This is a genomic window from Sphingomonas lycopersici, assembly GCF_026130605.1.
Taxonomy (GTDB): Bacteria; Pseudomonadota; Alphaproteobacteria; order Sphingomonadales; family Sphingomonadaceae; genus Sphingomonas; species Sphingomonas lycopersici.
Genome location: NZ_JANFAU010000002.1, coordinates 106,524 through 132,572, shown reverse-complemented (window position 1 = coordinate 132,572; position 26,049 = coordinate 106,524). Strand labels below are relative to the sequence as shown.

23 protein-coding genes and 2 tRNA genes are annotated in these 26,049 nt (G+C 67.4%); 10 read left to right on the top strand and 15 right to left on the bottom strand.

The features are described 5' to 3' along the window. Positions 1–16 precede the first annotated feature (16 nt). The 3 genes from NED98_RS03845 to NED98_RS03835 form a co-directional block, all read right to left on the bottom strand. On the bottom strand, positions 17–682 hold the full coding sequence (locus NED98_RS03845; protein WP_179511524.1) for a response regulator transcription factor: 666 nt from the start codon (positions 680–682) through the stop codon (positions 17–19). A 67-nt stretch (positions 683–749) separates the two neighbouring features. Then, on the bottom strand, positions 750–1,046 hold the full coding sequence (locus NED98_RS03840; protein WP_179511523.1) for a PepSY domain-containing protein: 297 nt from the start codon (positions 1,044–1,046) through the stop codon (positions 750–752). Positions 1,047–1,108: 62 nt separating this feature from the next. After that, entirely contained in the window at positions 1,109–2,161 is a 1,053-nt protein-coding gene (locus tag NED98_RS03835; protein WP_265312001.1) for a mannose-1-phosphate guanylyltransferase/mannose-6-phosphate isomerase, read from the bottom strand. A 157-nt stretch (positions 2,162–2,318) separates the two neighbouring features. On the opposite strand from NED98_RS03835, the gene NED98_RS03830 reads away from it, so the two are divergent. From NED98_RS03830 to NED98_RS03815, 4 genes are all read left to right on the top strand, one after another. Continuing rightward, positions 2,319–3,707 (top strand): TIGR03013 family XrtA/PEP-CTERM system glycosyltransferase, encoded by a 1,389-nt coding sequence (locus NED98_RS03830; RefSeq protein WP_265312000.1) that lies wholly within the window; start codon positions 2,319–2,321, stop codon positions 3,705–3,707. Position 3,708: 1 nt separating this feature from the next. Then, positions 3,709–5,769, top strand: a complete 2,061-nt coding sequence (gene prsK / locus NED98_RS03825) for an XrtA/PEP-CTERM system histidine kinase PrsK (RefSeq protein ID WP_265311999.1) — start codon at positions 3,709–3,711, stop codon at positions 5,767–5,769. Continuing rightward, positions 5,766–7,127, top strand: coding sequence for a PEP-CTERM-box response regulator transcription factor (prsR, locus tag NED98_RS03820; protein ID WP_265311998.1), 1,362 nt, complete (start codon positions 5,766–5,768; stop codon positions 7,125–7,127). The genes prsK and prsR overlap by 4 nt, the downstream gene beginning before the upstream one ends. A 79-nt stretch (positions 7,128–7,206) precedes the next feature. Continuing rightward, on the top strand, positions 7,207–8,016 hold the full coding sequence (locus tag NED98_RS03815) for an ATP-binding protein (RefSeq protein WP_265311997.1): 810 nt from the start codon (positions 7,207–7,209) through the stop codon (positions 8,014–8,016). Between the two features lie 111 nt (positions 8,017–8,127). Here NED98_RS03815 and NED98_RS03810 read toward each other — a convergent pair whose 3' ends face one another. Continuing rightward, positions 8,128–8,430, bottom strand: coding sequence for a hypothetical protein (locus NED98_RS03810; protein WP_179511517.1), 303 nt, complete (start codon positions 8,428–8,430; stop codon positions 8,128–8,130). Positions 8,431–8,699: 269 nt separating this feature from the next. Between NED98_RS03810 and NED98_RS03805 the strand changes: the two genes are divergently transcribed. Then, on the top strand, positions 8,700–9,737 hold the full coding sequence (locus tag NED98_RS03805; protein ID WP_265269222.1) for a putative bifunctional lysylphosphatidylglycerol flippase/synthetase: 1,038 nt from the start codon (positions 8,700–8,702) through the stop codon (positions 9,735–9,737). 104 nt (positions 9,738–9,841) lie between these two features. On the opposite strand, the gene NED98_RS03800 is transcribed toward NED98_RS03805, so the two are convergent. After that, a tRNA-Arg gene (locus NED98_RS03800) sits at positions 9,842–9,918 on the bottom strand. A gap of 84 nt (positions 9,919–10,002) precedes the next feature. Between NED98_RS03800 and NED98_RS03795 the strand changes: the two genes are divergently transcribed. Next, on the top strand, positions 10,003–10,500 hold the full coding sequence (locus tag NED98_RS03795) for a hypothetical protein (RefSeq protein ID WP_265311996.1): 498 nt from the start codon (positions 10,003–10,005) through the stop codon (positions 10,498–10,500). A 115-nt stretch (positions 10,501–10,615) separates the two neighbouring features. On the opposite strand, the gene NED98_RS03790 is transcribed toward NED98_RS03795, so the two are convergent. The 9 genes from NED98_RS03790 to NED98_RS03750 all read right to left on the bottom strand — a co-directional run bounded on the left by NED98_RS03790 (position 10,616) and on the right by NED98_RS03750 (position 22,052). Beyond that, positions 10,616–11,143 (bottom strand): GNAT family N-acetyltransferase, encoded by a 528-nt coding sequence (locus NED98_RS03790; protein WP_265311995.1) that lies wholly within the window; start codon positions 11,141–11,143, stop codon positions 10,616–10,618. Further along, on the bottom strand, positions 11,140–11,661 hold the full coding sequence (locus NED98_RS03785; protein ID WP_265269219.1) for a GNAT family N-acetyltransferase: 522 nt from the start codon (positions 11,659–11,661) through the stop codon (positions 11,140–11,142). The genes NED98_RS03790 and NED98_RS03785 overlap by 4 nt, the downstream gene beginning before the upstream one ends. Then, positions 11,658–12,650, bottom strand: coding sequence for a porphobilinogen synthase (gene hemB / locus NED98_RS03780; RefSeq protein WP_265269277.1), 993 nt, complete (start codon positions 12,648–12,650; stop codon positions 11,658–11,660). Before hemB ends, NED98_RS03785 begins: the two co-directional genes overlap by 4 nt. Positions 12,651–12,828: 178 nt before the next feature. After that, positions 12,829–14,298, bottom strand: a complete 1,470-nt coding sequence (locus NED98_RS03775; protein WP_432423288.1) for an MATE family efflux transporter — start codon at positions 14,296–14,298, stop codon at positions 12,829–12,831. Between the two features lie 119 nt (positions 14,299–14,417). Beyond that, positions 14,418–17,036 (bottom strand): valine--tRNA ligase, encoded by a 2,619-nt coding sequence (locus NED98_RS03770; RefSeq protein ID WP_265311994.1) that lies wholly within the window; start codon positions 17,034–17,036, stop codon positions 14,418–14,420. Between the two features lie 240 nt (positions 17,037–17,276). After that, a complete protein-coding gene (locus NED98_RS03765) occupies positions 17,277–19,322 on the bottom strand; it encodes a S9 family peptidase (protein WP_265311993.1) in 2,046 nt (681 codons plus the stop codon). A 53-nt stretch (positions 19,323–19,375) separates the two neighbouring features. Continuing rightward, entirely contained in the window at positions 19,376–19,816 is a 441-nt protein-coding gene (locus NED98_RS03760; RefSeq protein WP_432423287.1) for a DUF2497 domain-containing protein, read from the bottom strand. A 41-nt stretch (positions 19,817–19,857) separates the two neighbouring features. Continuing rightward, positions 19,858–21,375: a TolC family outer membrane protein gene (locus tag NED98_RS03755; RefSeq protein WP_265269215.1), complete on the bottom strand. Its 1,518-nt coding sequence runs from the start codon at positions 21,373–21,375 to the stop codon at positions 19,858–19,860. 8 nt (positions 21,376–21,383) lie between these two features. After that, positions 21,384–22,052: a protein-L-isoaspartate O-methyltransferase family protein gene (locus NED98_RS03750; RefSeq protein ID WP_265269214.1), complete on the bottom strand. Its 669-nt coding sequence runs from the start codon at positions 22,050–22,052 to the stop codon at positions 21,384–21,386. Positions 22,053–22,203: 151 nt separating this feature from the next. Between NED98_RS03750 and NED98_RS03745 the strand changes: the two genes are divergently transcribed. After that, positions 22,204–22,277: transfer RNA gene (locus tag NED98_RS03745), tRNA-Cys, on the top strand. 91 nt (positions 22,278–22,368) lie between these two features. On the opposite strand, the gene NED98_RS03740 is transcribed toward NED98_RS03745, so the two are convergent. After that, the gene (locus NED98_RS03740) at positions 22,369–22,770 is read right to left on the bottom strand and encodes a hypothetical protein (protein ID WP_265269213.1); all 402 of its coding nucleotides are present in this window, start codon (positions 22,768–22,770) and stop codon (positions 22,369–22,371) included. 289 nt (positions 22,771–23,059) lie between these two features. On the opposite strand from NED98_RS03740, the gene NED98_RS03735 reads away from it, so the two are divergent. Genes NED98_RS03735 through NED98_RS03725 form a run of 3 tightly spaced genes read left to right on the top strand, consistent with a single transcriptional unit; the run spans position 23,060 to position 25,983 of the window. Further along, positions 23,060–24,655: a SulP family inorganic anion transporter gene (locus tag NED98_RS03735; RefSeq protein WP_265269212.1), complete on the top strand. Its 1,596-nt coding sequence runs from the start codon at positions 23,060–23,062 to the stop codon at positions 24,653–24,655. Between the two features lie 2 nt (positions 24,656–24,657). Further along, entirely contained in the window at positions 24,658–25,272 is a 615-nt protein-coding gene (locus NED98_RS03730) for a ParB-like protein (RefSeq protein ID WP_284699402.1), read from the top strand. A gap of 42 nt (positions 25,273–25,314) precedes the next feature. Next, positions 25,315–25,983, top strand: a complete 669-nt coding sequence (locus NED98_RS03725) for a response regulator (RefSeq protein WP_265269210.1) — start codon at positions 25,315–25,317, stop codon at positions 25,981–25,983. The last annotated feature ends 66 nt before the right edge of the window (positions 25,984–26,049 follow it).

Genomic DNA, 26,049 nt, shown 5'->3' with positions numbered 1-26,049 from the left:
ATCGGCCCCGCGCGGCTTAAGCCGTCGGCTCCTCGAGGCTGTAGCCGAGGCCGCGGATCGTGGTGATCACATCCTGCCCCAATTTCTTGCGGATGCGCGTGACGAACACCTCGATCGTGTTCGAATCGCGATCGAAATCCTGGTCGTAGATATGCTCGATCAGCTCGGTACGGCTAACCACCTTGCCCTTGTGATGGAGCAGATAGCTGAGCAATTTATATTCCTGCGCGGTGAGCTTCACCGGCTCGCCGGCGCGGGTTACCTTGCCCGAGCGCGTATCGAGCCGGACATCGCCCGCGGTCAGCTCCGACGAGGCGTTGCCCGACGCGCGGCGGATCAGCGCACGCAGCCGGGCGATCAATTCCTCGGTCTGGAACGGCTTGGCGACATAATCGTCGGCGCCCGCATCGAGCCCGGCGACCTTGTCCGACCAGCTATCCCGCGCGGTGAGCACCAGCACCGGGGTGGTCTTGCCCTCCTTGCGCCAGCGATCGAGCACGGTCAGCCCGTCGATCTCCGGCAGGCCGAGATCGAGCACGATCGCGTCATAACTTTCTGTCGAGCCCAGGAAATGTCCCTCCTCGCCGTCGGTGGCGAGATCGATGGCATAGCCCGCGCCTTCCAGCGTGCTCTTGAGCTGCTGGCCGAGATTCGGCTCGTCTTCGACGATCAGGACGCGCATGGTTTCTCCCTTTGGGTTGTATCTGCCCGGTTATCACCGAAGCGTGCGCGATGAAATCCACGGCTTGTCAACGCCCGGTGCGCCCGATCACCTGGCCGGTGCGGCCGTCGACATCGACCCAGATCACCGTGCCGTCGCGCAGGAATTTTAGCGTATAGACGCCGCTCGGCAGCTCGAGATCGAAGCCGATATATTGCGCGCCCTTCATCGTCGGGACGATACGGCGCTCGATCTCCTTGAGCGGGAGGATGCGGCCCTGACGCGTCGCCTGCCACGCGGCGCTCGCCTCGCGCCCCGGATCGGGCGCGGCGAGCGCCGGCGATGCGGCGAGCAGCAGCAGAAACGCGGTGATCCACATCCTCATCACCGCGTGGCATAACGATCGCGGATTGAACACCCTGTGAATATTTTCTTCTAGCGTTGCCGCTAGCTCTTCATTGCCTCCAGCAACTGGCGGACATCCTGACTGCGCCCGCGCGGCAGGATCAGGATGTCGTCGCCGCTCGCGACGACGATCAGGTCGCTGACCCCGATCATCGCCACGCGCGCGCCGTCACTGCGCACCAGGCAATTGGTCGAATCAAGCGCGATCACCTCGCCGCGCACCGCATTGCCGGCATGATCGCGATCGGACAGCGCGTGGAGCGCGTCCCAGCTGCCGACATCGTTCCACCCCATCGAGACGGGCACCACCGCGACACGCGCGGCATGCTCCATCACGGCATAATCGATCGAGCGATCGGGGGATTGCGCGAAAGCGTCGGCGGCGGGGGTCAGGCGACACCCTTCGCGTTGCGCGCCCGCCATCGCGCGGGTCACCGCATCGAGCATCGCCGGCTCGAACTCGCCCAACGCCGCGAGATAGGCGTCGGCGCGGAACAGGAAGATTCCGCCGTTCCACACATGATCGCCACTCGCCAGCATCGCCTTGGCGGCGTCGAGCGGGGGCTTCTCGACGAAACGCTCGACCTGATGCACCCCCTCGGCGATCTCGGCGCCGGCGCGGATATAGCCATAGCCCGTCTCGGGCGCGTCCGGGGTGATGCCGAAGGTCACTAGCCACCCCTCGTCGACGAGCGGCAGCGCGGCGGCGATCGCGCGGTGGAAGGCGGCGACATCGGCGATCACATGATCGGACGGCATCACCAGCAGCGGCGCGGCGCGATCCTCCACCGCCAGCGCGGCAAGCGCGATCGCCGGCGCGGTGTTGCGCCCGGCCGGTTCGAGGATCAGCGCGGCGGGCGCCATGTCGATCGCATCGAGCTGTTCCTCGATCATATCGGCATGACGCGCGTTGGCGACGACGATCGGCGCGCCATAGCCCGCGCCGCGCGCCCGCGCCGCGGTGAGCTGCAGCATCGTCTCGGGCGCGGTGAGCGCGAGCATCTGTTTGGGCATTTCCGGGCGCGACATCGGCCACAGCCGCGTCCCCGCTCCGCCTGACAGGATTACGGGAACGATCGTCCTGGAAATCGGCATGCATTTCTCCGCCTGGTTCGGTCACTATTGCTATCGGATAATGCGGCTCGCAACCATTCGATCCGTCTCTTTATGGGCACGGCTCTTCAGCCTTTTTTTGCCATTTGCTGCGATCACCTGTCGGAGAAGCTTACACCGGGGATCGGATGCCGGGAAAATGATCAGGGTTTTCAAGCACTACGTACCGAACGCGGTGCTGCTGCTCGGTGTGCTGGATTTCATGCTGCTGATCGCCGCGGCAGAGGGCGGATGGGATTTCCGCGCGTGGCAGATCGACATGCTGGTGGAACCGATCTGGACCCGCCTGCCCCAGCTCCTGTCGTTCGCCGCGCCGCTGATGATCGCGATGATCGCGGTCGGCGCCTATCAGGCGGACGTCCTCGTCTCGATCCGCCAGGCCGCGATGCGACTGATGGTCGCGATATCGCTCGGCGCCTTGTTTCTCGCGGTGCTGTTCTTCGTCATGCCGCGCTTCACCTTCTGGCGGTCGAACCTGTTCTACGCGATGCTGCTCGCCGCCGTCGGGCTGGTGATGGTCCGCATCCTGTTCGGGCGCTTCCTCGGCGGCGAGCGGTTCAAACGCCGCGTCGTCGTGCTCGGCGCCGGGACGCGCGCCGCCCGGCTGGCGACGCTGGAACAGGTGCCCGGATCGAGCTTCGTGGTGGTCGGCTATGTCGCGATGGCCGAGCCGGAGATCGTGGTGCCGCAGGCGATCCCGCGCGACGCGATCTACAACCTCGCCGACCATGTCGTGCGGCTCAACGCATCGGAAGTGGTGCTGGCGATCGAGGAGCGGCGCAACGCGCTGCCGCTCAAGGATCTGCTGCGGATCAAGACCACCGGGGTGCAGGTCAACGAATTCTCCGCCTTTCTCGAACGCGAGACGGGGCGCATCGACCTGCAGACGGTCAATCCCTCCGCGTTGATCTTTTCCGACGGTTTTTCCTCCGGGCAGATGCTGACCGCGATGGTCAAGCGCGGGTTCGACGTGATCGTCAGCGCATTGATGCTGCTCGTCGCGCTGCCGCTGATCGTGGTGACCGCGATCGCGATCAAGCTGGAGAGCAAGGGCCCCGCCTTCTACCGCCAGCGCCGCGTCGGGCTGTACAACGAGCCGTTCGACATCCCCAAGCTGCGCTCGATGCGGCAGGATGCCGAAATTCCGGGCGAGGCGGTGTGGGCGGCGGAGCAGGATCCGCGCGTCACGCGCGTCGGGCGCTTCATCCGCAAGGTGCGGATCGACGAGCTGCCGCAATGCTGGAGCGTGCTGAAGGGCGAGATGAGTTTCGTCGGCCCGCGCCCCGAACGCCCGCAATTCGTCGCCGATCTCGAACGCGAGCTGCCCTATTACGCCGAGCGGCATATGGTGAAGCCCGGCATCACCGGCTGGGCGCAGATCAACTATCCCTATGGCGCGTCGATCGACGATGCGCGCCACAAGCTCGAATATGATCTCTATTACGCGAAGAACTACTCGCCGTTCCTCGATCTGCTGATCCTGCTCCAGACCTTGCGGGTGGTGCTGTTTCCCGCCGGTGCGCGGTGAGGTGCAACCGCCGCTGACCCTGTGGAGCCACGCGCTCGCCGCCTTCCTGTTCGGGGTGCTGGCGCTGGTGCAGCTCCGCCAGCGCGACGGCGGGCTTCCCCGCATTACGCTGATCGTCGCGCTCGGCGCCACCGCCTTATGGGCGCTGGCCGCCGCCGGGATCGACGCGCGCGATCCGATCACCCGGCTTGCGGAGGGCGCCCGCAACCTCGCCTGGCTCGGCTTCATCTACGTCCTCGCGCGGCGTGAACCCGCCGACGCGGGGGGCCGCTGGCTCACCGCCGTCTATATCGCCTGCGCGCTCACCTTCGCGATCGCGACGGGGCTGGCGATCGCCGAAGCCACCGCTGCCCCGGGCGACAAGGCGGCGATCGGCGATGCGCGGGTCGCGTTCCGCATGCTGGGAAGCGTCACAGCGCTGCTGCTGATCTATCGTATGCAGGCGCGGCTGTCCGCCGCCGGGCGCGGCGGGATTCGCGCCGCGGCGCTGGCGATGGCGCTGATGTTCGTCATCGATACCGTCATCAATCTCGCGCTGTGGACGTCGACCGGAATCTCCGACGGGTTGATCGCGGCGCGCGGCCTCGCGCTGATCGCCTTCGCCCCGCTGTTCGGGCTGGCGGTGCAGCGCAACGGCGAATGGACGTTGCAATTGTCGCGCAACGTCGCGTTCCTGGCGATCTCGTTGCTCGTCGCGGGGGTCTATGTCGTCGTGATCGGGCTGGCGATCAGCCTGATCGGCCAGCTCGGCGGGAACCATATCCGGCTGGCGCAGACCGCCTTCGTCTTCGGCACCGCGGCGGCGCTGCTGACGGTCGTATCGACGCCGTGGCTGCGCGCCTGGGCCAAGGTCCTGGTCGCCAAGCATCTTTTCACCCACCGCTACGATTATCGCGCCGAATGGCTTCGCTTCACCGAGACGCTCGGCACGCCGGGCGACAGCGCTGCACCGTTGGGGATCCGTGTGGTGAAGGCGGTAGCGGACGTCACCGATTCCCCCGCGGGGCTGCTGCTGCTCGCGCGCGACGGCGGGCTGGAGCGCGGCGCGGGCTGGAACTGGCCCGAGGACGACGCCGACCCCGCTGGCGGCGACGCGGCGCTTCATCGCCATCTCGCCGCGACCCAGCGGATCGTCGCGCTCGACGCGGTGCGCGACGGCACCGCCCCCGCCGAGGAGCGCGCCGCCGCCCCGTCGTGGCTCGTCGAGCGCGACCACGTCTGGGCGATCGTTCCGCTCTGCCATTTCGACCAGCTGACCGGCGCGATCGTCCTCGCCCGCCCCCCGCTCGACCGCGCGCTCGACTGGGAGGATTTCGACCTGCTCGGCGTCGCGGGGCGGCAGGTGGCGAGCTATCTCGCCGAGGAACGCGCGCATGACGCCTTGGCCGACGCGCGGCGCTTCGACGAATTCAACCGCCGTTTCGCCTTTATCATGCACGATCTCAAGAATCTGGTGAGCCAATTGACGCTGCTTGCACGCAATGCCGAGCGCCACGCCGACAATCCCGCCTTCCGTGCGGACATGGTCGAGACGTTGCGCGATTCGGCACAGCGCATGAACAATCTGCTCGCGCGCCTCTCCCAGCACCACGGCGGCCGCGGCGAGGCGCTGCGCGAGGTGTCGCTGCGTCGGCTGGCCGAGCGGATCGCCGCCGCGCGGCGCGCGCAGCACGTCATCCTCGTCACCGGCGCGCCTGAGGTAAATGCGCTGGCGGACGCCACCGCGCTGGAAACCTTGCTCGGCCACCTCGTCCAGAATGCGATCGAGGCGAGCGCGGCGGATGCGCCGGTGACGCTCAACCTCGTCGATCTGGCCGCGACGCAGCAGGTGGCGGTCGAGGTGATCGACACCGGGCGCGGCATGTCCCCGGCGTTCATGCGCGACCGGCTGTTCAAGCCGTTCGTCTCGGGCAAGCCGGGCGGGTTCGGGCTCGGCGCGTTCGAGGCGCGGCAGCTTGCCGAGACGATGGGGGGCAGCGTGACGGTGGAAAGCCGCGAGCGCGAGGGCACGCGGTTCCGCGTCACGCTGCGCTCGGCCGCGGCAATGGAGCAGGCAGCGTGAGCGACCGCCCGAAGACATTGCCCAAATTGCTGATCGTCGAGGACGATCTGGGGCTCCAGCGCCAGTTGCGCTGGGCCTATGACGGCTATGAGGTGATCGTCGCCAGCGATCGCGACGGGGCGATCGACGCGCTGCGGCAGCATGAGCCCGCCGTCGTGACGCTCGATCTCGGTCTCCCGCCCGATCCGGACGGCACGACCGAAGGGTTCGCGACGCTGGCCGAGATCCTCGCGCTCAAGCCCGATACCAAGGTGATCGTCGCCTCCGGCCACGGCGCGCGCGAAAGCGCGTTGCGTGCGATCGCCGACGGGGCGTGGGATTTCTACCAGAAGCCGATCGATATCGACGCGCTCGGGCTGATCGTCGCACGCGCCTTCCACGTCCACGCGCTCGAAGCCGAAAACCGGCGGCTCGCCGCGACGAGCACCGCGGCGGGGGCAATGGCCGGGCTGATCAGCGCCGCGCCGGAAATGCTCAAGGTGACGCGGACGATCGAACGCGTCGCCCCGGCCGACGTTTCGGTGATGCTGCTCGGCGCGAGCGGCACCGGCAAGGAATTGCTCGCGCGCGGCGTGCACGACGCCTCGCCGCGCCGCACCGGCGCCTTCGTCGCGATCAATTGCGCGGCGATCCCCGAAACTTTGCTCGAAAGCGAGCTGTTCGGGCACGAGAAAGGCGCCTTCACCGGCGCGGTGAAGACGACCGAGGGCAAGATCGAACAGGCGCACGGCGGCACCCTGTTCCTCGACGAGATCGGCGACGTGCCGCTGCCGCTCCAGGTCAAGCTGCTGCGCTTCCTGCAGGAACGGACGATCGAGCGGATCGGCGGGCGACGCGCGATCGCGGTCGACACGCGGATCGTCTGCGCCACGCATCGCGATATCGATGCGATGGTCGCGGCGGGCAGCTTCCGCGAGGATCTTTATTATCGGCTGGCGGAGATCGTCATCCGCATCCCGTCGCTCGCCGAACGGCCCGGCGACGCGGCGCTGCTCGCGCGGCATTTCGTCACCCGTTACGCCGCGACGATGAACCCGGCGGTGACCGGCTTGGCGCCCGACGCGCGCGCCGCGATCGACGCCTGGGGGTGGCCCGGCAATGTGCGCGAACTCGAAAATCGCGTGAAGCGCGCGGTGATCATGGCCGACGGGAAGCTCGTCACCGCCGCCGATCTCGATCTCGCCGAGCCCGACGATACCCCGATCAACCTGCGCGCGGTGCGCGAGGCGGCCGACCGCACCGCGATCCGCCGCGCGCTGGCGCGCGCCGACGGCAATATCAGCAATACCGCGCGGCTGCTCGGGATCAGCCGGCCGACGCTCTATGATCTGCTCAAGAGCTACAATCTGGCCGATTGACCACGCCGCCCCATCCTTAACCGGGGCGACGAGAAGCACGCATTGACCCTTCGCGCTGCGCTGCGGTAGCCGGCGGGGCATGGAAGCAACCCTCGCCCGCATCGCCGCCGCGCTGGAGCGCCTCGCTCCGCCACCGCCGGTTTCCGCCGATCCGCTGGCGCATCCGGCTTATGTGTGGCGCGATCGCGTGCTGCTCCCGACTCGTGCCTTCGCGCCGGTGCCGATCGCGCTGTTGCAGGGGGTCGATGCGCAGAAAGAAGTGCTCCACGACAATCTCGCCCGCCTTGCCGCGGGGCATGCCGCGCAGGACGTGCTGCTATGGGGCGCGCGCGGCACCGGCAAGTCGGCGCTGGTCAAGGCGAGCGTCGCGGCGATCCAGGCCGAAGGCGGCGCGCTGGCGTTGATCGAAGTGGCGGCCGACCGCCTCGATACCCTGCCGGCGCTGTTTGCGACGATCGCGCATGTGCCGCGCGCGTTCGTGCTGTTCCTCGACGATCTCGGGATCGATGCGGTGCGCGATGCGCGGACGCTACGGTCGCTGCTCGAAGGCGGCGCGGAGGCGCGGCCGGCCAATGCGCGGCTGGTGGTAACGTCGAACCGCCGCCATCTCGTTCCGCGCGACATTCATGAGCAGGAAAATGCGATCAACCCGCGCGATTCGGTCGACGACCAGCTCGCGCTCGCCGACCGCTTCGGGCTGAGCCTCGGCTTCCACGTTGTCGATCAGGATCATTATCTGGCGATCGTGCGCGGCTATACCGAGCGCTACGGCCTGCCGTTCGACGCCGCGGAGGCGGTGCAATGGGCGACGCGGCGCGGCAGCCGCTCGGGGCGGGTCGCCTGGCAATATATCACCGATCTTGCCGGGCGCGCCGGGATCGCGCTTTAAGTTCGTCACGAGCCGAATGGCGCGAGGGGCTATTGCGATCGCGCAGAAGACAAAGGCCGGGCCGCGGGTATTTCCGCAGCCCGGCCCGAAGCCCCGTAGGACGCTGTCGGATCAGCAGCCGTTACGACGGTTCTGCGCGGCGTCATGCTTCTTGTCGAGGTGACGACCGAGCAAGGCACCGCCGACGCCGCCGGCAACCGTGCCGAGCGTGCCGCCGCCAAGCGCATTACCGAGCAGCGCACCGCCCGCGCCGCCGGCGATCAGGCCGGTGGTGCCGCTGCTGCGCTTGCAGCGATAGTGGTGATGCCGCTGATGGCCGCGATTGTAGGTCTGCGCACCAGCCTCCGTCGGAATGGTGGCAACCGGAACCATCAGTGAAGCCATCACCGTCGACATGATCAAAGTCTTGCGCATGGCGTAAACCCTCCTTTGAAATCTGAGCCCGGATTATGATCGGCCGACCTGTGACCTATGCTGAACATAACATGCAGCCGCTGTTAAGAAAGGTCCCGTTGCAAATCAGGCTTTTGGGTTCGCGCCTGATCACCCGGGCCAGCGCGACGACGAACAGCGGCCGGTTCGCGTCGGGGGTCGCATTGGGTATTTACGCTCCCGGTTTTGATGGCGAAGGAGGTAGGGCCGACTCGTACCCCACCCGGGCGGCCTCGCGAAAGTGATTAGGTATGGATCGGCCGTCTTCCCCCCTCGCCACCCGCCTGATGAGCGACGACGCCAAGCGTCGCGCGGGGCGCTGGATCGTCGGGGTGCTGATGCTGATCGTCGTCGCGGTGGCAGTGACTGCGCTGCGCCATATCCTCAGCAATACCAGCCGTGACGAAATCGACGCCGCGATCCGCCGGATCGGATCGGGGCGGTTGCTGCTGTCGCTGGCGATCACCGCGCTGAGCTATTTCGTGCTTACCGGCTACGACATGATCGCACAGCGCATCATCGGGCGCCGCGCGCGCTATCCGACCACCGCGCTGGCCGCCTTCACCAGCTATATCTTCAGCCACAATTTCGGCTTTGCCGTGCTGACCGGGGGCACCGCGCGCTGGCGCGTCTATCGCCACGCCGGCTTCACGCTGGGCGAAGTGGCGCAGATCATGATCATCGCCGGGGTCACCTTCTGGTGCGGGGTCTTCCTGCTGCTCGGCATCGGGCTGATCCTCCGGCCCGGCGCGTTGACAATCGGCGCGCTGGAGATCAGCCCCGCCGCGCGCGTGATGACCGGCGCGCTGGTGCTCGGCGGCATCGCCGTGACGCTGGCCGTCCTGCATCGCGCTGCGGGGCGGTCGCTCAAGCTGTTCGGCTGGACCTTGGTGCTGCCGACGGTGCGGCTGGCGCTCCTCCAGTTCGCGCTTGCCGCGCTCGATATCGCGCTGGCGACCGCGGCTTTGTTCGTGCTCGTCCCGGGGCTGTCGCTCTCGGCGTTCCCCGAATTGCTGCTCGGCTATGTCGTGGCGTTCGTCTCGGGGCTGCTCGCGCACGCGCCGGGCGGAGTCGGGGTGTTCGAAACGGTGATGCTGGTCGCGTTACCGCGAATCGACCGCGCGACATTGTTCGCGGCGCTGCTGGTCTATCGCGTGGTCTATTATCTGATTCCGCTGGCGGTGGGGCTGGTCCTGTTCCTGCTCCACGAGATCGGCTGGCTGCGCCCCGCCACCACGCCGGCCGGCTACGATCCCGCGCCCGCGCAGCTCGAGACGCTGCCCAACTGATCACCGAGCGGCGCATGCCGCACGGTCGACCAGCCGAAAACAAGATTGGGCGGGGCCGCCTTACGCGACCCCGCCCAACCTTCTGATATCAAATCAGGAATAAGTGGCGCGCCCGGAACGATTCGAACGTCCGACCCTCAGATTCGTAGTCTGATGCTCTATCCAGCTGAGCTACGGGCGCCTGGGAGGTGGCCTCATAGAAGGGGGTTTCAGGTTGCGCAAGAGCATTGCGTGCACTTTTCTCACTTCGTACATCGCGGGGGCGATGAAGCCTCATTTCCCTCTGCTCGTTCTGGCGCTGACGCTGTGCGGATGTGTTGAGCATGACTTTCCGTCGCTGTTGCCGCGTGCCGGCGAGCAGCTCGATTTCCGCGAGCCGCCCGCGCCGCCGCCGCCGGTTGCCGCCGCCGATCCCGAACTCGATTCGCGAATCGCCGCCGCGCGCACGCGACTGAGCGAGGCCGCAGCCACCTTCGCCACTGCCGCGACCCGCGCCGAACAGCTGGCGGCCGCCGCCAGCGGCGCCGCGGCGGGCAGCGACAAATGGCTCGACGCGCAGACCGCGCTTGCCGATCTCGACGCGGCCCGCGCGCGGCAGACCGACGTTTTGGCCGAACTGGAGCAACTCGCGTCCGATCGCGCACAGGCGCTCGTCGCGCCCTATCCCGCGCTCGACGAGGCGGTTCAGGCGGCGCAACAGGCGGTCGACACCTCCACCGCGCGAATCGCTGCAATCCAACGACGCCTTGCGCCGGCGGATTAGGTTAGCCTGCTTGTGTCGCCGCGAAGGGCCCCCATCAAAATATTACTTTGATGGAAACCCAAGGCGCGGACCCAGACTGGGCTCCCGCCTTCGCGGGAGCACAAGACGATTTGCGTTATCGCGCGATTCGGTAGGTCAAATGTCGACGCAGCGGATCGCCCGGCGCCAGTACGGGGTGATCGAAATCTCTGTCGGGGTCGCGCGTCATGCCGAGGCGAATCATCAGCCCCCAGCTCTGCGTATTAGCGGGGACGGTGATCGCGGCCACCTCGGGCCAGTCCTGCGTCGACCAGCCGTGATCGAGCGATGCCTGCGCCGCCTCGCGCGCATAGCCCTGCCCCCACGCTTCGCGCGCGAGGCGCCAGCCGATCTCGGGCTGCCCCGCGATCGGCGTGCCCTCCGGCCCCTGCTTGATCCCGCAGAAGCCGATGAAGGCGCCGTCGGCGCGCCGCTCGATCGCCCAGAAGCACGAGCCGTAGCTGTCGGCCAGCGCATTCTGCCGCACGACCGTCGCCGCGCAATCCGCGCGCGACATCGGCGGGCCGAGATAGCGCATCACCTCGGCATCCTGCCCCATCGCGAAAAAGGGCTCGGCATCGGCCTCGCGCCAGCGGCGCAGGATCAGGCGCGGGGTTTCGATCACGGGCGGTCGATCCGGTAGGTCACGGTGTCGGACAGCGGATTCTCCACCGCATACAGCGGGTGGAGGAAATCGAGCGCCGGGACATAATGCATCCCGAGCCGTTCCATCAGCCCGCGGCTCTTGGCGTTGCGCCGCGCGGTGATCGCGACGATCGCCGAATCATCGCGCGTCGCCCAGCCCCAGGCGATGCTCGCCGCCGCCGCTTCGCGGGCATAGCCGGCGCCCCAATAGGGCACCCCGAGCATCCAGCCGACCTCGAGCATATTCTCGATCGGGGTGTTGGGCGCGCCGGGCTTGAGCCCGCAGAAGCCGATCGTCGCGCCGTCTTCGCGCCGCTCGACCGCGAAGAAGCCGAGCGGAGCGTAGGAGGCGTGGCGCGCGAGCGCGGCGTCGCTGTCGGCAGCGGTCTTGACCGGGCCGAGATCGGCCATCACGCGCGGATCGGCCCACATCGCGTGGAGCGGCGCGCGGTCACGCGGCTCGGGCGCGCGCAGGATCAGGCGTTCGGTCTCGATCATGCGCCGAGCAGCCGCGCGGCATGCGCCGCATGATAGGTCAGCACGCCGGAGCAGCCTGCGCGGCGGAAGGCCGTGAGCGTTTCGAGCACCAACGCGTCGCGATCGCCCGCGCCGGCGGCGGCCGCCGCCTCGATCATCGCATATTCGCCCGACACCTGATAGGCGAACACCGGAACGCCGAATGCATCCTTCACCTGCCGGATGATATCGAGATAGGGCAGGCCCGGCTTGACCATCACGCTGTCCGCGCCCTCGGCGAGGTCCATCGCCACCTCGCGCAGCGCCTCATCGGCATTGGCGTGATCCATCTGATAGGTCTTCTTGTCACCCTTGAGCAGCCCGCGGCTGCCGACCGCATCGCGGAACGGGCCGTAGAAGGCGCTGGCATATTTGGCGGCATAGGCCATGATCTGGACGTTGATATGCCCCGCGGCTTCGAGCGCGTCGCGGATCGTGCCGATGCGGCCGTCCATCATGTCCGAGGGCGCGATGATGTCCGCCCCCGCCGCCGCCTGGTTGAGCGACTGACCGACCAGCACCTCGACCGTCGCGTCGTTGAGGACATAGCCGGCATCGTCGACCAGCCCGTCATGCCCGTGCGCGGTATAGGGATCGAGCGCGACATCGGTGAGGATGCCGACCTCGGGCACCGCCTGTTTGATCGCACGGATCGCGCGGCACATCAGATTGTCCGGGTTGAGCGCCTCGCGCCCGTCCGCGGTGCGCAGCGCAGACGGGGTATTCGGGAACAGCGCAACGCAGGGAATGCCCAGATCGCGCGCTTCCTTCGCGCGCGCGACGATCCCGTCGACCGACCAGCGCGACACGCCGGGCAGGCTGGCGATCGGCTCCTCCACCCCCTCGCCTTCGGCGATGAACAATGGCCAGATCAGATTGGCCGGGGTCAACACCGTCTCGCGGTGGAGCCGGCGGCTCCACTCGGCGACGCGGGTACGGCGAAGGCGGAGCGCGGGGAATGATGCGTGCATGATGCGCGGGGACATGCGCTTTCGCGCGGCGCTCGGCAAGCACCGGCTCGATGCGTTTTACCGCCATTACCCATCCCCGTTCCGGCTGAGCCTGTCGAAGCCCTGCCCTTTTCTTCCGCGGAAGAAGGCCAGCCCTTCGACAGGCTCAGGGCGAACGGATTGTTTGGTATGCTCGGGGCTAACTCGCCGGTTTGAGATTGTTGCCCGGCTCGATATCGGCGTGGCTGCGTTCCTCGACATGCTCCTCGGGCACCAGCAGCCGGCCGCGCCGCCACGGGCCGTAGAGGTAATAGAGCACCGCCAGCACGATATTGACGATCGAGCCGAGCGGGAAGCTCCACCACAAGGCGTCCGCGCCCCACACCGGATCGAGCCCCAGCGCCAGCCCCAGCCGCACCGGGAACATCGAGACCGCCAGGATGATCAGCGGCCCCCACACCGCGCCGTTCGCGCGCACCGTGCCGAACAGCACCATCGTCGCGCCGAACAGGATCAGGCCCCAGGTGACGATGAGGTTGATGTGTTGCGCCACCGGGATCACCGGGCTGCCGCCGCCGATGAACAGCGCGAGCAGCGGGCGATCGAACAGCACCACCAGCGCCACCATCGTCCCGGTCATCGCGATATTATAGCCGAGCCCCGCGCGGGTGATACGCGCCACGCGATCCCACCGCCCGGCGCCGATATTCTGCGCCGCCATCGCCGATACCGCCGCGCCGATCGCCATCGCCGGCATCTGGACGTAATTCCACAATTGCTGGGTGATGCCATAGGCCGCGATCGTGTCGATGCCGTGGCGGTTGACCAGCCCGATCATCACCAGCGCCGAAGTGGACATCACCAGCATCTGCGCCCCGATCGGCAGCCCCTTGCCGACGATCACCCGAACCAGCGCCGGCGCAGGAACCATATAACGCAGTTCCGCGCCCTTGAGCCGGAGGGGCAGATCGTTGCGCTGCATGTGGAACACCAATGCCCCGAGCGCGACGACATTGGCGATCAGCGTCGCGGTCGCCGACCCGGCAATCCCCAGCCGCGGGAACGGCCCGAGCCCGAGGATCAGCACCGGGTTGAGCCCCGCATCGAGCACCACGCACAATCCCATGAACCACAAGGGCGTCACCGAATCGCCGGTGCCGCGCAGCCCCATGAACATCAGCACCAGCAGCATCGACGCGGGCAGCCCGATGAAGATCACGCGGAGATAATCGAGCGCCGGCTGGAATGCCCCGGGCGGGGTGGCAAGGACATGCAGAATCTGTGGCGCGAAGATCCAGCCGAGCGCCGCGACGACCAGCGAGGTGCCGAGCACAAGCCCGATCGCCGAGCCGAACGCGCGCCGCGCCGCATCGACGTCGCGCCGGCCCCAGCTCTGCCCGACCATGATCGTCGCCGCCATGCCGAAGCCGAACACCGCGCCGAAGGTGAGGAACATGATGATATTGGCGTTGGAGGTCGCGGCGAGCGCCCCCTCGCCCAGAAACCGCCCGACCCACACCGCGTTGATCGAGCCGTTGAGCGTCTGCAGGATATTCGAGGCGAGCGTCGGCAGCGCGAACATCAGCAGCGCCGATCCGATCGGCCCGGTCGTCAGATTGTGCGCATGACCGTGCTGAGCGGCAGGCGGTAGTGGCGCTTCGTCTGACAAAATCCTCGTCCTTCTAATCCGTCATCCCCGCGCAGGCGGGGATCCATTCACGCCGAGCTCGCGACTCTATCGCCGGACCTGCGTTAATGGATCCCCGCCTGCGCGGGGATGACGAAGAATCATCCCAGCCGCGCCAGCGCGGCCGACAGCCGTTCAGCCTCCGCCGCCTTGTCGGCGTGGTCGGCGCGCGCTTTTTCGACCGCTTCGGGTTTGGCGCGTTCGACGAAGCTCGCATTGCCCAGCCGCGCGGCGAGCGAATCGCGTTCCTTCTCCGCCCCGGCGATCGCCTTGGCGAGCCGCGCGCGTTCGGCGTCGAGATCGATCACATCGCCCAGCCCGAGGCGATAGGTCGCCTCGTCGACCACCACTTGCGCGCTGCCCCCGGTCACCTCGCCCGGCTCGATCCGCGCGAGCCGCGCGATCGTCGCCGCATTGCGCGCGAGCCGCGCGGCGGTCTCGGCACCGGCGTCGGCCACCGCATAAGGCAGACGCGCACCGGGGGGCACGTTGAGCTCGGTGCGGCTCGACCGCACCTCGCTGACCAGCCGGATCAGCCAATCGACCTCGTTCGCCGCCGCGGGATCGATCGCCCGCGCATCGGCCATCGGCCATTTCGCGACGATCAATTCATGCTCGCGCGGCGCCAGCGCGTGCCACAATTCCTCGGTGATGAAGGGCATGAACGGGTGGAGCACCACCAGCACCTGATCGAGCACCCAGCCCGCCACCGCACGCGTCTCGTCGTCGATCTGGCTCTTGATCAATTCGAGATACCAGTCGCAGAACTGGCTCCACACGAAATGGTAGATCGCATTGGCCGCTGCGTCGAACCGCAGCTCGGCGAGCGCAAGATCGACCGACTGGATCGCCTTGACGCATTCGCCGACGATCCATTTGTTGACCGCCGAGCTTGCCGCAGGCGGCTCCAGCGTCGCCGATCCGCCGATGCTATTGGTCTGGCAGAAGCGGCTGGCGTTCCACAGCTTGGTCGCGAAGTTGCGATAGCCCTCGACGCGGCGCTCATCCATCTTGATGTCGCGGCCCTGGCTTTCCATCGCCGCCATGAAGAAGCGCAGCGCATCGGCACCGTATTTGTCGATCAGCCCGAGCGGATCGACCGTATTGCCCTTCGACTTGGACATCTTGGCGCCGTCGGCGGCGCGGACGAGGCCGTGCAGATAGAGCGTGCGGAACGGCACGTCCTTCATGAACTGCAGGCCCTGCATCATCATCCGGGCATCCCAGAAGAACAGGATGTCGAAGCCCGAAATCAGCACGTCATTGGGATAGCGTCCGCCGAGTGTCGGATCGGTGTTCTCCGGCCAGCCCATCGTCGCGAACGGCCACAAGGCCGACGAGAACCATGTATCGAGTACGTCGGGGTCCTGGCTGAGCGTGACGCCCGCGCCCGCCTGCGCCTGCGCCTCCTCGGCGCTTTCGGCGACGAAGATGCGGCCATCGTCGGCGAACCACGCCGGGATGCGGTGCCCCCACCACAATTGGCGCGAGACGCACCACGGCTGGATGTTCTCCATCCAGTTGAAATAGGTCTTTTCCCACGTCTTGGGGACGACGCGGGTCTTGCCCGAGGTCACCGCCTCGACCGCGGGCTTCGCCAATGTCGCGGCGTCGACATACCATTGGTCGGTCAGCCACGGCTCGATCACGTCGCCCGAGCGATCGCCGTACGGCGTCTGGATCACGCGATCCTCGACGCGTTCGAGGAAGCCTTCCGCCTCCAGCCGCTCGACGACCAATTTGCGCGCGGTGAAACGATCCTCGCCGAGGAATTCGGCCGGGATCAGCCCGTCGGCGACCTGCGTCACCTGCGCCTTGGCATCGAGCATGTTGAGCATGTCGCGCGCCTCGATCCCGGCGCGCTTGCCGACCTCGAAGTCGTTGAAATCATGCCCTGGGGTGATCTTCACCGCACCCGAGCCGAGTTCGGGATCGGCATGTTCATCGGCGATGATCGGGATCAGGCGGCCGGTGATCGGCAGCCGCACCTTCTTGCCGATCAGCGCCTTGTAGCGCGCATCCTCGGGGTTCACCGCGACAGCCATATCGGCGAGCATCGTTTCGGGGCGCGTCGTCGCGACCGAGATGAAGCCGCTGCCGTCCTCCAGCGGATAGCGCAGATGCCAGAATTTGCCCTGCACCTCGCGGGTCTCGACCTCGAGATCGCTGATCGCGGTGCCGAGGCCCGGGTCCCAGTTCACGAGGCGCTTGTCGCGATAGATCAGCCCCTGACGGTGCAGATCGACGAACACCTTCAGCACCGCCTTGCTGAAGCCTTCGTCCATCGTGAAGCGCTCGTTGGCCCAATCCATCGAGCAGCCGAGCCGGCGGAGCTGGCGGGTGATTGCCCCGCCGCTTTCCGCCTTCCATTCCCACACCTTGGCGACGAATTCCTCGCGGGTGAAATCGGTGCGCTTCTGCTGGCGCAACGCCATCTGGCGCTCGACCACCATCTGCGTCGCGATCCCGGCGTGATCGGTGCCGACCACCCACAACGCATCCTTGCCCTTCAGCCGTGCGTGGCGGACGAGGATGTCCTGCAGCGTATTGTCGAGCGCATGCCCGATATGCAGCGATCCGGTGACGTTTGGCGGCGGGTTGACGATCGTCCACGGCTCCGCGCCCGGGCGGTCGGGGCGGAACAGGCCGTTATCCTCCCAATGCGCATACCAGCGCGATTCGATGGCGGCAGGGTCGAAGGTCTTGGGCAATTCGGTCATCCCGGTGGCTTTACCGGGGGAGCGGCAAAAGAAAAGCCGCGCTTACGGTCTAAAAGCAAACAGGGCGGCCCCGAACAGGAGGACCGCCCCGAAAGCGCGCAACGAAGGGAGCTTGGATCGTGCGCGGATCGGAAACCGACTATGCACGATCCACTTACCCGACGCGGGATGAACCGCGGATGAAAGGTGCGCCCGTCCCTCGCGTCATGCGGGCTTGACCCGGCATGACGACGGTTAGCGTTACCGCGCCTTCCCGGTCCACTTATCCATCCAGCCGAGCACCTCGCGATACCATTGCCGCGAGTTGCGCGGTTTCAGCACCCAGTGATTCTCGTTCGGATTGACGAGCAGCCGCGAGGGGATGTCGCGCCGCTGGAGCGCGGTGAAGGCGGCCAGCCCCTGGGTATAGGGAATGCGGAAGTCCTTCTCGCCGGTGATGACCAGCATCGGGGTCTTCCACTTGTCGACATAATTGACCGGGTTCCACTTTTCGAACGCGGCCGGGTCTTCATAATAGGCCTTGCCGCCGTGTTCCCATTCGTCGAACCACAATTCCTCGGTCTCATAGGCCATCGCCCGCGCATCGAAGACGCCGTCGTGCTGGACGATGCACTTGAAGCGATCGGGCCACTGGCCGGCGAACCAGTTCATCATATAGCCGCCGTAGGAGGCGCCGAGCGCACAGGCGTTATCGGCGTCGAGCCAGCCATATTTGGCGGTCGCGGCGGCGAGACCCTTTTGCAGATCCTCGAGCGGCCAGCCGCCCCAATTGTTGCGGATCGCATCGGTGAAGGCTTGGCCGTAGCCCGTCGACCCGTGGAAATCGACCGCGACCAGCCCATAGCCGGCACCGGCGAACACCGCCGGGTTCCAGCGGTACGACCAGCTGTTGTTCGATGATCCCTGCGGTCCGCCGTGGACCATATAGGCGATCGGCACCTTGCCGGTGCTGCCATAGGGCTTCACCGCATAACCCCATACCGTATCGCCGTTCGCGCCCTTGAAATTGAAGCGCGACACCTCGGGCATATCGACGCCGGCGAGCTTCGCCGCATTGACCGAGGTCAGCCGCTCGGGCGCCCCCTTGCCCGTCACGCGGTAGAAATCATCGGGCGCAGTGAGGCTGTTGATCGCGACGATCACCCCGCCGCCGGCGCTCACCGTGACCGACGAGACATTGCCCTGCTGCGTCAGCCGCGTGACTTGTCCGCTATGTGCATCGACCCGCCACAGCGGATTTTCCTGCGTATCCTCGGCGGTGACGTAAAGCGATTTCGAATCGGGCGCCCAAGCGATCGACCCGATCGAGCGATCCCATTTATCGGTCAGCGCGCTGACCTTGCCGCTGGCAAGATCGCGGACCATCAGCACCTGACGATCGGCCTCATAGCCGGGACGACGCATCGCGAACCACGCCAGCGTGCGGCCGTCGGGCGAGACGGTCGGCTGGTTGTCGGTCGCCTTGTTGTCTGCGGTCAGATTGACCGGCGCGCTGCTGCCGTCGGCCGGGACGGCGAAGATATCGAGGTTGGTCGACAAGGGCTCGATCCGCCCCGCCTCGCGCATCGCGAAATAGACGGTGCGACCGTCGGGCGCCCAGGCGATTTCCTCGCCGCCGCCCATCGGCTTGGACGGGGTATCGCCGACCAGCGCGCCGACGATCGCGGTACCATTGCCGGGCGCGCCGCTGGCGGACAGCGGCAGGACGAACAATTGCGAGCGCGTGCCGTCCGCCCATGTATCCCAATGCCGGACGAACAATCGATCATAGACCCGCCCCTCGCCGGCATTCGGATCCTTCTTCTCGCTCGCCGGCTCAAGCGACGGTGCGCCGGGCTTGCGATCCGCCCACACGACGAGTCGGTCGCCGCTGGGGGCGACCTTGAAGCCGTTGAAGCCGCCCTTGAAATCGGTGATTCGGCGCGGCGTGCCGCCCGCGACGGGCATCGCCCAGATCGCATCCTCGCCGCCCTTGTCGGACGAGAAATACACCGTATCGCCGACGATCTGCGGGTCGTTCTCGTTGGCGGACGAATCCGCCGACAGCTTCGCCGGCTGCGCGCCGCGCCGCGAGAGATCGAGCCTCCACAGCGCAAAACGCCCCTTGTTGGCGGCGAGATCGGTTTCGCGCTGCGCCCAAACCAGCCAGCGGCCGTCCTTCGACACGGTCGGTGCGCCGACGCGCGACAACATGGTGACATCGTCGATGGTCAACGGGCGCGCCACGGCGGGCGCGGCGACGATAGCGGCGGAGGCGAGCAGGCTCGCGGCAAGAAGTGCTTTCATGCCGGCAGATAGAGCAGATCGTAACCGCTGCTACAATCTCCGGCAGGCGCGGGTCAGCGCCCCGAGCTGGTGATCTTGGCGACCTCGCGCGCGACGACCGATTCGACGATCGCGGGCAGGTTGGCGTCGAGCCATTCGCGCAGCATCGGGCGGAGCATTTCGCGCACCAGCCCTTCCAGCGTGCCGTCGGTATTGGGCTCGGGCTTCACCAGCAATCGCGAGAGCGCGTCGAGCGCGCCGCGAGTCGCTTGCGCGGTTTCCTGCGAGACGATCGCCTCGGGCACCGGTTCGGGCCGAGACTGAGGTGCGGACGTGTCGCTCGTGGTGGGTTCGGTGGCCATAGCGTGACGCAGCTCCAGCACCTCGTCCGCCTCCTCGCTCGGCGGCGGCGGGACAACTGACGGCACAGGACGAATCGAGGGACGGCGCATGCGCGTTGTCCCCTCTCCCTCCTCGGCGATGATCCGTTTGATCGAAGACAGGATGTCCTCCATCGACGGCTCGGCGCTAGTGTCCCCCATAAGCGACGTTCCAATCAGCGGTTTGGTGCGTGCTCACCTGTGGTTAAGGGGGCGTTCCTGTCAACAGGCGTATCGAATTCCGGGCCGAGCGGACGCGTCACCGTGGCGTTTTGCGGCGCCACTTTCGCGGTGGTCGGGGCGATCGGCACGGGCGCGGCGCCGGTGCCGTAATCGAGGAACCGGCCTTTCACCGCATTATAATTGTCCGCCGGATTGTAGAGCGGCCCGCCGTCGAGCCCGAGATCGCGTGCCTCCGCCCGCCCCATCGCCGCGAGCAGCGCGAAGCCCGCGACATAAGCGTCGCGACGCGCGGTGACGAGCGTCACCTGGCTGTTGAGCAATTCCTGCTCCGCGTTGAGGATATCGAGGATCGTCCGGTTGCCGACGCTGTTCTCGGCCCGCACGCCCTCCAGCGAGAGCCGATTCGCATTGACCGCCGCCTCCGACGACTGGATCACCTCCAGCGCCGACCGCCAGATCGCAAAGGACGAGCGCGTATCGGCGATCACCTGCCGCTCCGCCGCGGTGGCATTCTCGATCGCCTGCGAGCGATTCGCCTGCGCCTGCCGGATCTGCGCGGCGGGAAGCCCGCCCTGGAAGATCGGCACCCGGAGGTTGACGCCGATCGAGGTCGACGACCCGTTCTGCCCGACGCCGAGCCCCGTGCCCGCGCCGAGCGAGCCGAGATAGGAAGTGGCATTCTCCCCCACCCCGATCCCGACGGTCGGCAACCGGCTGGCCTGCGCCACTTTGACGTCATAGCGCGTGGCATCGCGCTGGCGCTGCGCGGCGAGCAAGGTCGGGTTCTGGCTCAGCGCGACCTCGACCGCCGAATCGGGTGAATCGGGCAAATGCGGCAGCGGCGGCGGCGGCTCGAGCGTGCCCGGCGCCGTGCCGACCAGCGCGACATAATTCTCGCGGCTCGAAATCAGATTGGCCTGCGCGGTCTGCAATTGCGCGCGCGCCAGGCTCAGCCGCGCCTCGGACTGCGCGACGTCGGTCCGCGTCAGATCGCCGACCTGGAAACGATCGCGCGCCGCGGTGAGGTTGGTTTCCAGCACCTTCACATTCTGCGCGTTGAGCCCGACGATCGCTTCGTCGCGCAGCACATTGTTGTAGGCGGCGACCACATTGGTGAAGGTCGTCGCCTCGGTCCCGCGGAGGCTGGCCTGCCCGGCTTCCACCCGGGTTTCGGCCGCGCGAATCGAATTGCGCACCGCGCCGCCCGAATAGACCGGCACGTTGAGCGTCACCCCGAGCTGCGCGATCCGCGCCGGCGTGGTGAAGGAATTGCCGGTGCGCACCAGATTGTCGTTCAACGACCCGGTGGCGGAAACGCCGGGGCGCCCCGCGGCCTTGGCGATCGGCACATTCTCGTCATTGGCGCGCTGCTGTGCACGCGCGCCGGTGATTGTCGGATTATCGTGATAGGCTTTGGCCAACGCATCACGCAGCGTCTCCGCGGAGGCAGGCACAGCGAGCGTCGCGGCAAGGATCGCGACCGGCGCGATCGAAGAAAGATGGCGGCCCAAAGAATACCTCAGAAGCTGAATCCGCGCCGGCGCGCGAAGCCCGGCAGCACCACCGATTCGATATCCGCGAAACCGACGAGGCCGAAGCCGCCCCCGGTGCGGCGCCCGGCGGCAAGCCGGGTGACTCCGCGATCGACCAGCCCGGCAACGATCCGGCCGCCTTCGCGCACCTGATCGACCAGCGCCTCAGGGAGTTCCTCGACCGCGCCGTCGACCACGATCACGTCATAGGGTGCGCCGGCGGCATGGCCGTGTTCGAGCGGCCCCTCGACCAGTTCGACCCCCGTGACTCCGGCCAGCGCGGCGCGCGCGCGGGCAGCGAGATCGGCGTCGCTCTCGACCGCGACGACATGGCCGACGAGGCCGGCGAGAACCGCCGCGGTATAGCCGGTCGCAGCACCGATCAGCAGCACCCGGTCGCCCGGCTGCAGCCGCGCCTCGGTCAGCAGCCGGCCGGTCGCGATCGGCAGGTTCGCCGCACGCCCGTTACCGAGCGGCACCGCGGTATCGCGATACGCGAGCGGCGCGGCCTCGGACGGCACGAATGTCTCGCGCGCGACGGCGGCCATCGCCGCCACGACGCGCGGATCGTTCACCGCATTGGGACGCAGCTGGCTCACCACCATTGCGGTGCGCATCGCCTCGAAATCGTTCGCGGGAGAAATGGTCGCGGTCATGATCATACCCTGTCGCACAGCTGTTTTATTGATGCAATACACTAAAGCATTCGCGCGGCTTGTATCGCGTCACCGCTGCGCCGCCAACTGTCGCCGCGCGCTTGACAGCGAGCGAGCGCCGACGCATCAGCCCGCGCTCCACGCACATCGAGGCCCGATGGCGGAGTGGTGACGCAGAGGACTGCAAATCCTTGCACCCGGGTTCGATTCCCGGTCGGGCCTCCACCTTTCTGAAAAATCTGGATTTTTTGGAGCGGACGCGAGCACGCGCGCGACCGGTGGACGGCCGCGCGCGTCACCCGTGGTTCAATATTGCCTAATTGTGATGCAGGCAGGCAGAATCATATTGCGACACCGAAGCGGTGTTGCGCGAGTTCTGCGGCTGCTGGCCGGCATAGACCGAGCCCGCTTGTCCCGTCGGATTGAATGCCGATCCCGGCGCGCTCCCGGCATTGCCCGGCGTGGTCGGCGCGCTGGCGCTGCCGCATGACGCATTGGGCTGACCGGTGGCATGGGTCGGGCCGTTCATATGATTCCAGCCCGTCCCCTGGGTCGCCCCCTGCGACATATGCGTGGCGGGGGCCGTCGTCGGGGCCAAGGTAGTCGGGGTATGGATCATCGGCATTGCGGCGGGATGACCGCCGCGCTGGGCCGTCACCGTCCCGGGACCGGCGAGCGCGACGGCGCCGAGCGCCATCAGCAAAGGTGTCGATTTCATTGTTCGTCTCCTCGCGATCCGGCATCCGCAAAGGCGCGGAAAAACAGGCCGGAACAGATCGCGATGCAGGCGCCGGCGACGTGCGTGCTCCATTCCCTGTGGAGACGCGCTTCGCCACTCGCCGAGCCGGTGTCGGCATCGATCGGCGCGCGGGGCGGCCATCGGCCGGATCGGGTCCGCAGCGCCGGTGCGATCATATCACCACGGCGCGATTTCCCCAACCGCCGCCGCCGGCGTTCGTCCGCGTTCTGCAGCTTGCCAACGCATTGAAAGTGCGTAGCGTGCCGGCATGGCGCGGGCCGATGTGATCGCTGGCGTTTCGGTCGCGGGGCTATTGCTGCCGGAGGCGGTGGCCTATGCCAGCATCGCGGGGCTCGAACCGGCGCGCGCGATCGTCGCGGCAATCGCCGGATGCCTCGCTTATGCCGCGATCGGGCGCAGCCGGTTCGCGATCGTTTCCCCCACCTCCTCCTCCGCCGCGATCCTCGCGGCGGCGCTTGCGGCAATGGCGCATGAGGCGGTGCCGCGCGAGATATTGGCGACGCTGGCAGTTGCGCTGGCGGGGCTGCTGTTCCTGATCGCCGCAGCGCTGCGACTGGGGGCGCTGACCAGCTTCATCGCCCGCCCGGTGCTGCGCGGCTTCGCGCTCGGGCTCGCGATCACGATCATCCTCCGCCAGCTCCCGGCGATCGTCGGGGTCGATATCGCCGGCGGCAATCTGCTGACACTGGTCGCGCGGCTCGCCGAGACGATGCCGGACTGGCATCTCGCCTCGGTCGCGACCGGATTGGTCGCGCTGGCGTTGCTGCTCGGGTTGCGACGCCTGCCCGGCATTCCCGCCGCCTTTGTCGTGCTCGTGCTGGGGATCGCCGCCTCGCGCCTGCTCGATCTGACGGCACACGGCGTCCGGACGGTGGGCGACATCGCGATCGCGCTGCACCTTCCCGAACTGCCCGATATCGGCTTCGGCGCGGTGTCACGACTGGCGCAACTGGTGGTGCCGCTGGCGCTGATCCTATTCGCCGAAAGCTGGGGAACGATGCGCGCGCTGGCGTTGCGCCACGGCGATTCGATCGATCCCGATCGCGAGCTGGCCGCGATCGGCGGCGCCAATCTGGCGGCGGCGGTCGTCCAGGGGATGCCGGTCGGCGCGGGGTTTTCCGCCGGCTCGGCGAGCGAGGCGGCAGGCGCAGCGTCGCGCTGGACCCCGGTGTTCGCGGCGGTCACGCTCGGGCTGCTCGCCTGGTTCGGCCGGCCGGCGATCGCGCATCTGCCCGATGCGGTGTTGGCGGCGGTGGTGATTGCCGCGTTGACCCACGCTTTGTCCCCCGCACCTTTCCTCCACCTCTGGCGGATCAGACGCGACGAAGTGGTAGCATTCGCGGCGGCAGCAGCGGTGCTGGCGTTCGGCGTGCTCGACGGGATGCTGATCGCGATCGCGCTGTCGCTCGCCGCGCTGATCCAGCGGATGTCGACCTCGAACGTGCTCGAACTGGGGCAGCTTGGCGGCGGACATGATTTCGTTGATCTCGCGCGGCATCCCGATGCCAAGCCGGTGGCCGGGATACTGGTGCTCCGCCCGTCCGAACCGCTGTTCTTCGGCAATGCCGAACGCGTGCTGCGCGATGTCGAGCGCCGGCTCGGCGGCGGGCATGCGCTGGTGCTGAGCATCGAGGAAAGCTTCGATCTGGACAGTACGGCGCTCGACTGCCTGATCGAGTTCGACGACAAAATATCGCGCGCCGGCACCAGCTTGCGGCTCGCGCGGGTCCATGATCATATCCGCGACCTGTTCCACCGCGCGGGCCGCGACGATCTCGCCGCGCGCAGCAGCTACAGCGTCGCCGACGCGGTGGCGGCGATAAGCGGCGACAAGGGGAAGTGATGATGCAGGACTGCCCACCGATCCTCCACCCGACCCCGCTCGCTGAGCTCCGCCCGACCCAGATGACGGTCGGCCGGCGCGAGGTCGCCCGCAAGCGCCGTGACTGGGAGGAGCGCTCGCACGAAGCGGGCGGCGCCTTCCTGTCGCACCATCTGCTCCCCGCGATCCTCGGGCCGAAGCAGCGGCCGTGGATCATCGACAACCACCACCTCGCGGTCGCGCTGATGGAGGCCGGGCAGCAGCAGGTGCTGGTGCGAATCGTCGCCGATCTCAGCCATTTGTCGCGCGAGACCTTCCTGACGGTGATGGACAACCGCAACTGGCTCCACCCGTTCGACGAGAAGGGCGTGCGCAAGTCGGCGGCGGACCTGCCCAAGAAGCTCTCGCGGCTGCGCGACGATCCCTATCGCTCGCTCGCCGGCCAGCTCCGTCGCGCGGGCGGCTATGCCAAGGACGATACGCCCTATTCCGAATTCCTCTGGGCCGATTTCCTGCGCCACCGCATCAAGCCCGCGCTGCTGGAGAGCGATTTCGACACCGCGGTCGAAAAGGCGCTGACGATCGCGCGTGGGGCGGAGGCGGCGTATCTGCCCGGCTATGCCGGCCCGCACGACTGATCGCGCATTGCACGACCGCCGCGCGCGTCGCATGAGGCGGCGATGAGGTTGCTGGTCGTCGAGGACAATATCGAGCTGGCCCAGGCGATCGGCGAAGCTTTCGCCGCGCGCCATCTGCATTGCGATCTCGCGCATAATGCCGGCGATGCCGATATATTGATCCGCACGACGCGCTACGCGCTCGTCATCCTCGATCTCGGGCTGCCCGACGAGGATGGGCTCGATCTGCTCAAACGGCTGCGCGCGGCGCAGCGCAGCGAACCGATCATCATCCTCACCGCGCGCGGCGAGGTGGAAAACCGCATCCGCGGCCTCAGCGCCGGGGCGGACGATTATATGTCCAAGCCGTTCCACTTCGACGAGCTCCACGCGCGGGTGCTGGCGATCCTGCGGCGCGACTCGGGGTATAAGGACCGGCTGCTCCGCGCCGGCACGCTCGAACTCGATACCGAGGCGCGGCAGTTTCGCGCCGAGGGCGCTGCGCTGGAATTTTCGGTACGCGAGGGCGAATTGCTCGAACTGCTGATGCGCCAGCCCAATCGCGTGGTGCCCAAGCGCGTGCTGGAGGATCAATTGTTCGGCGCGGGCGATTCGCTCGGGTCGAATGCGGTGGAAGTCTATATCCATCGCATCCGCCGGCATCTGAAGGAGGCGGGACTTGCGCTCACCGTCCAGACGGTGCGCGGCGTGGGTTATATGCTCCAGACGTAGCGCGGTGCGTCAGATACGCCGTTCGCCCTGAGCCTGTCGAAGGGCGTCCCCACCTCACGACCGGCA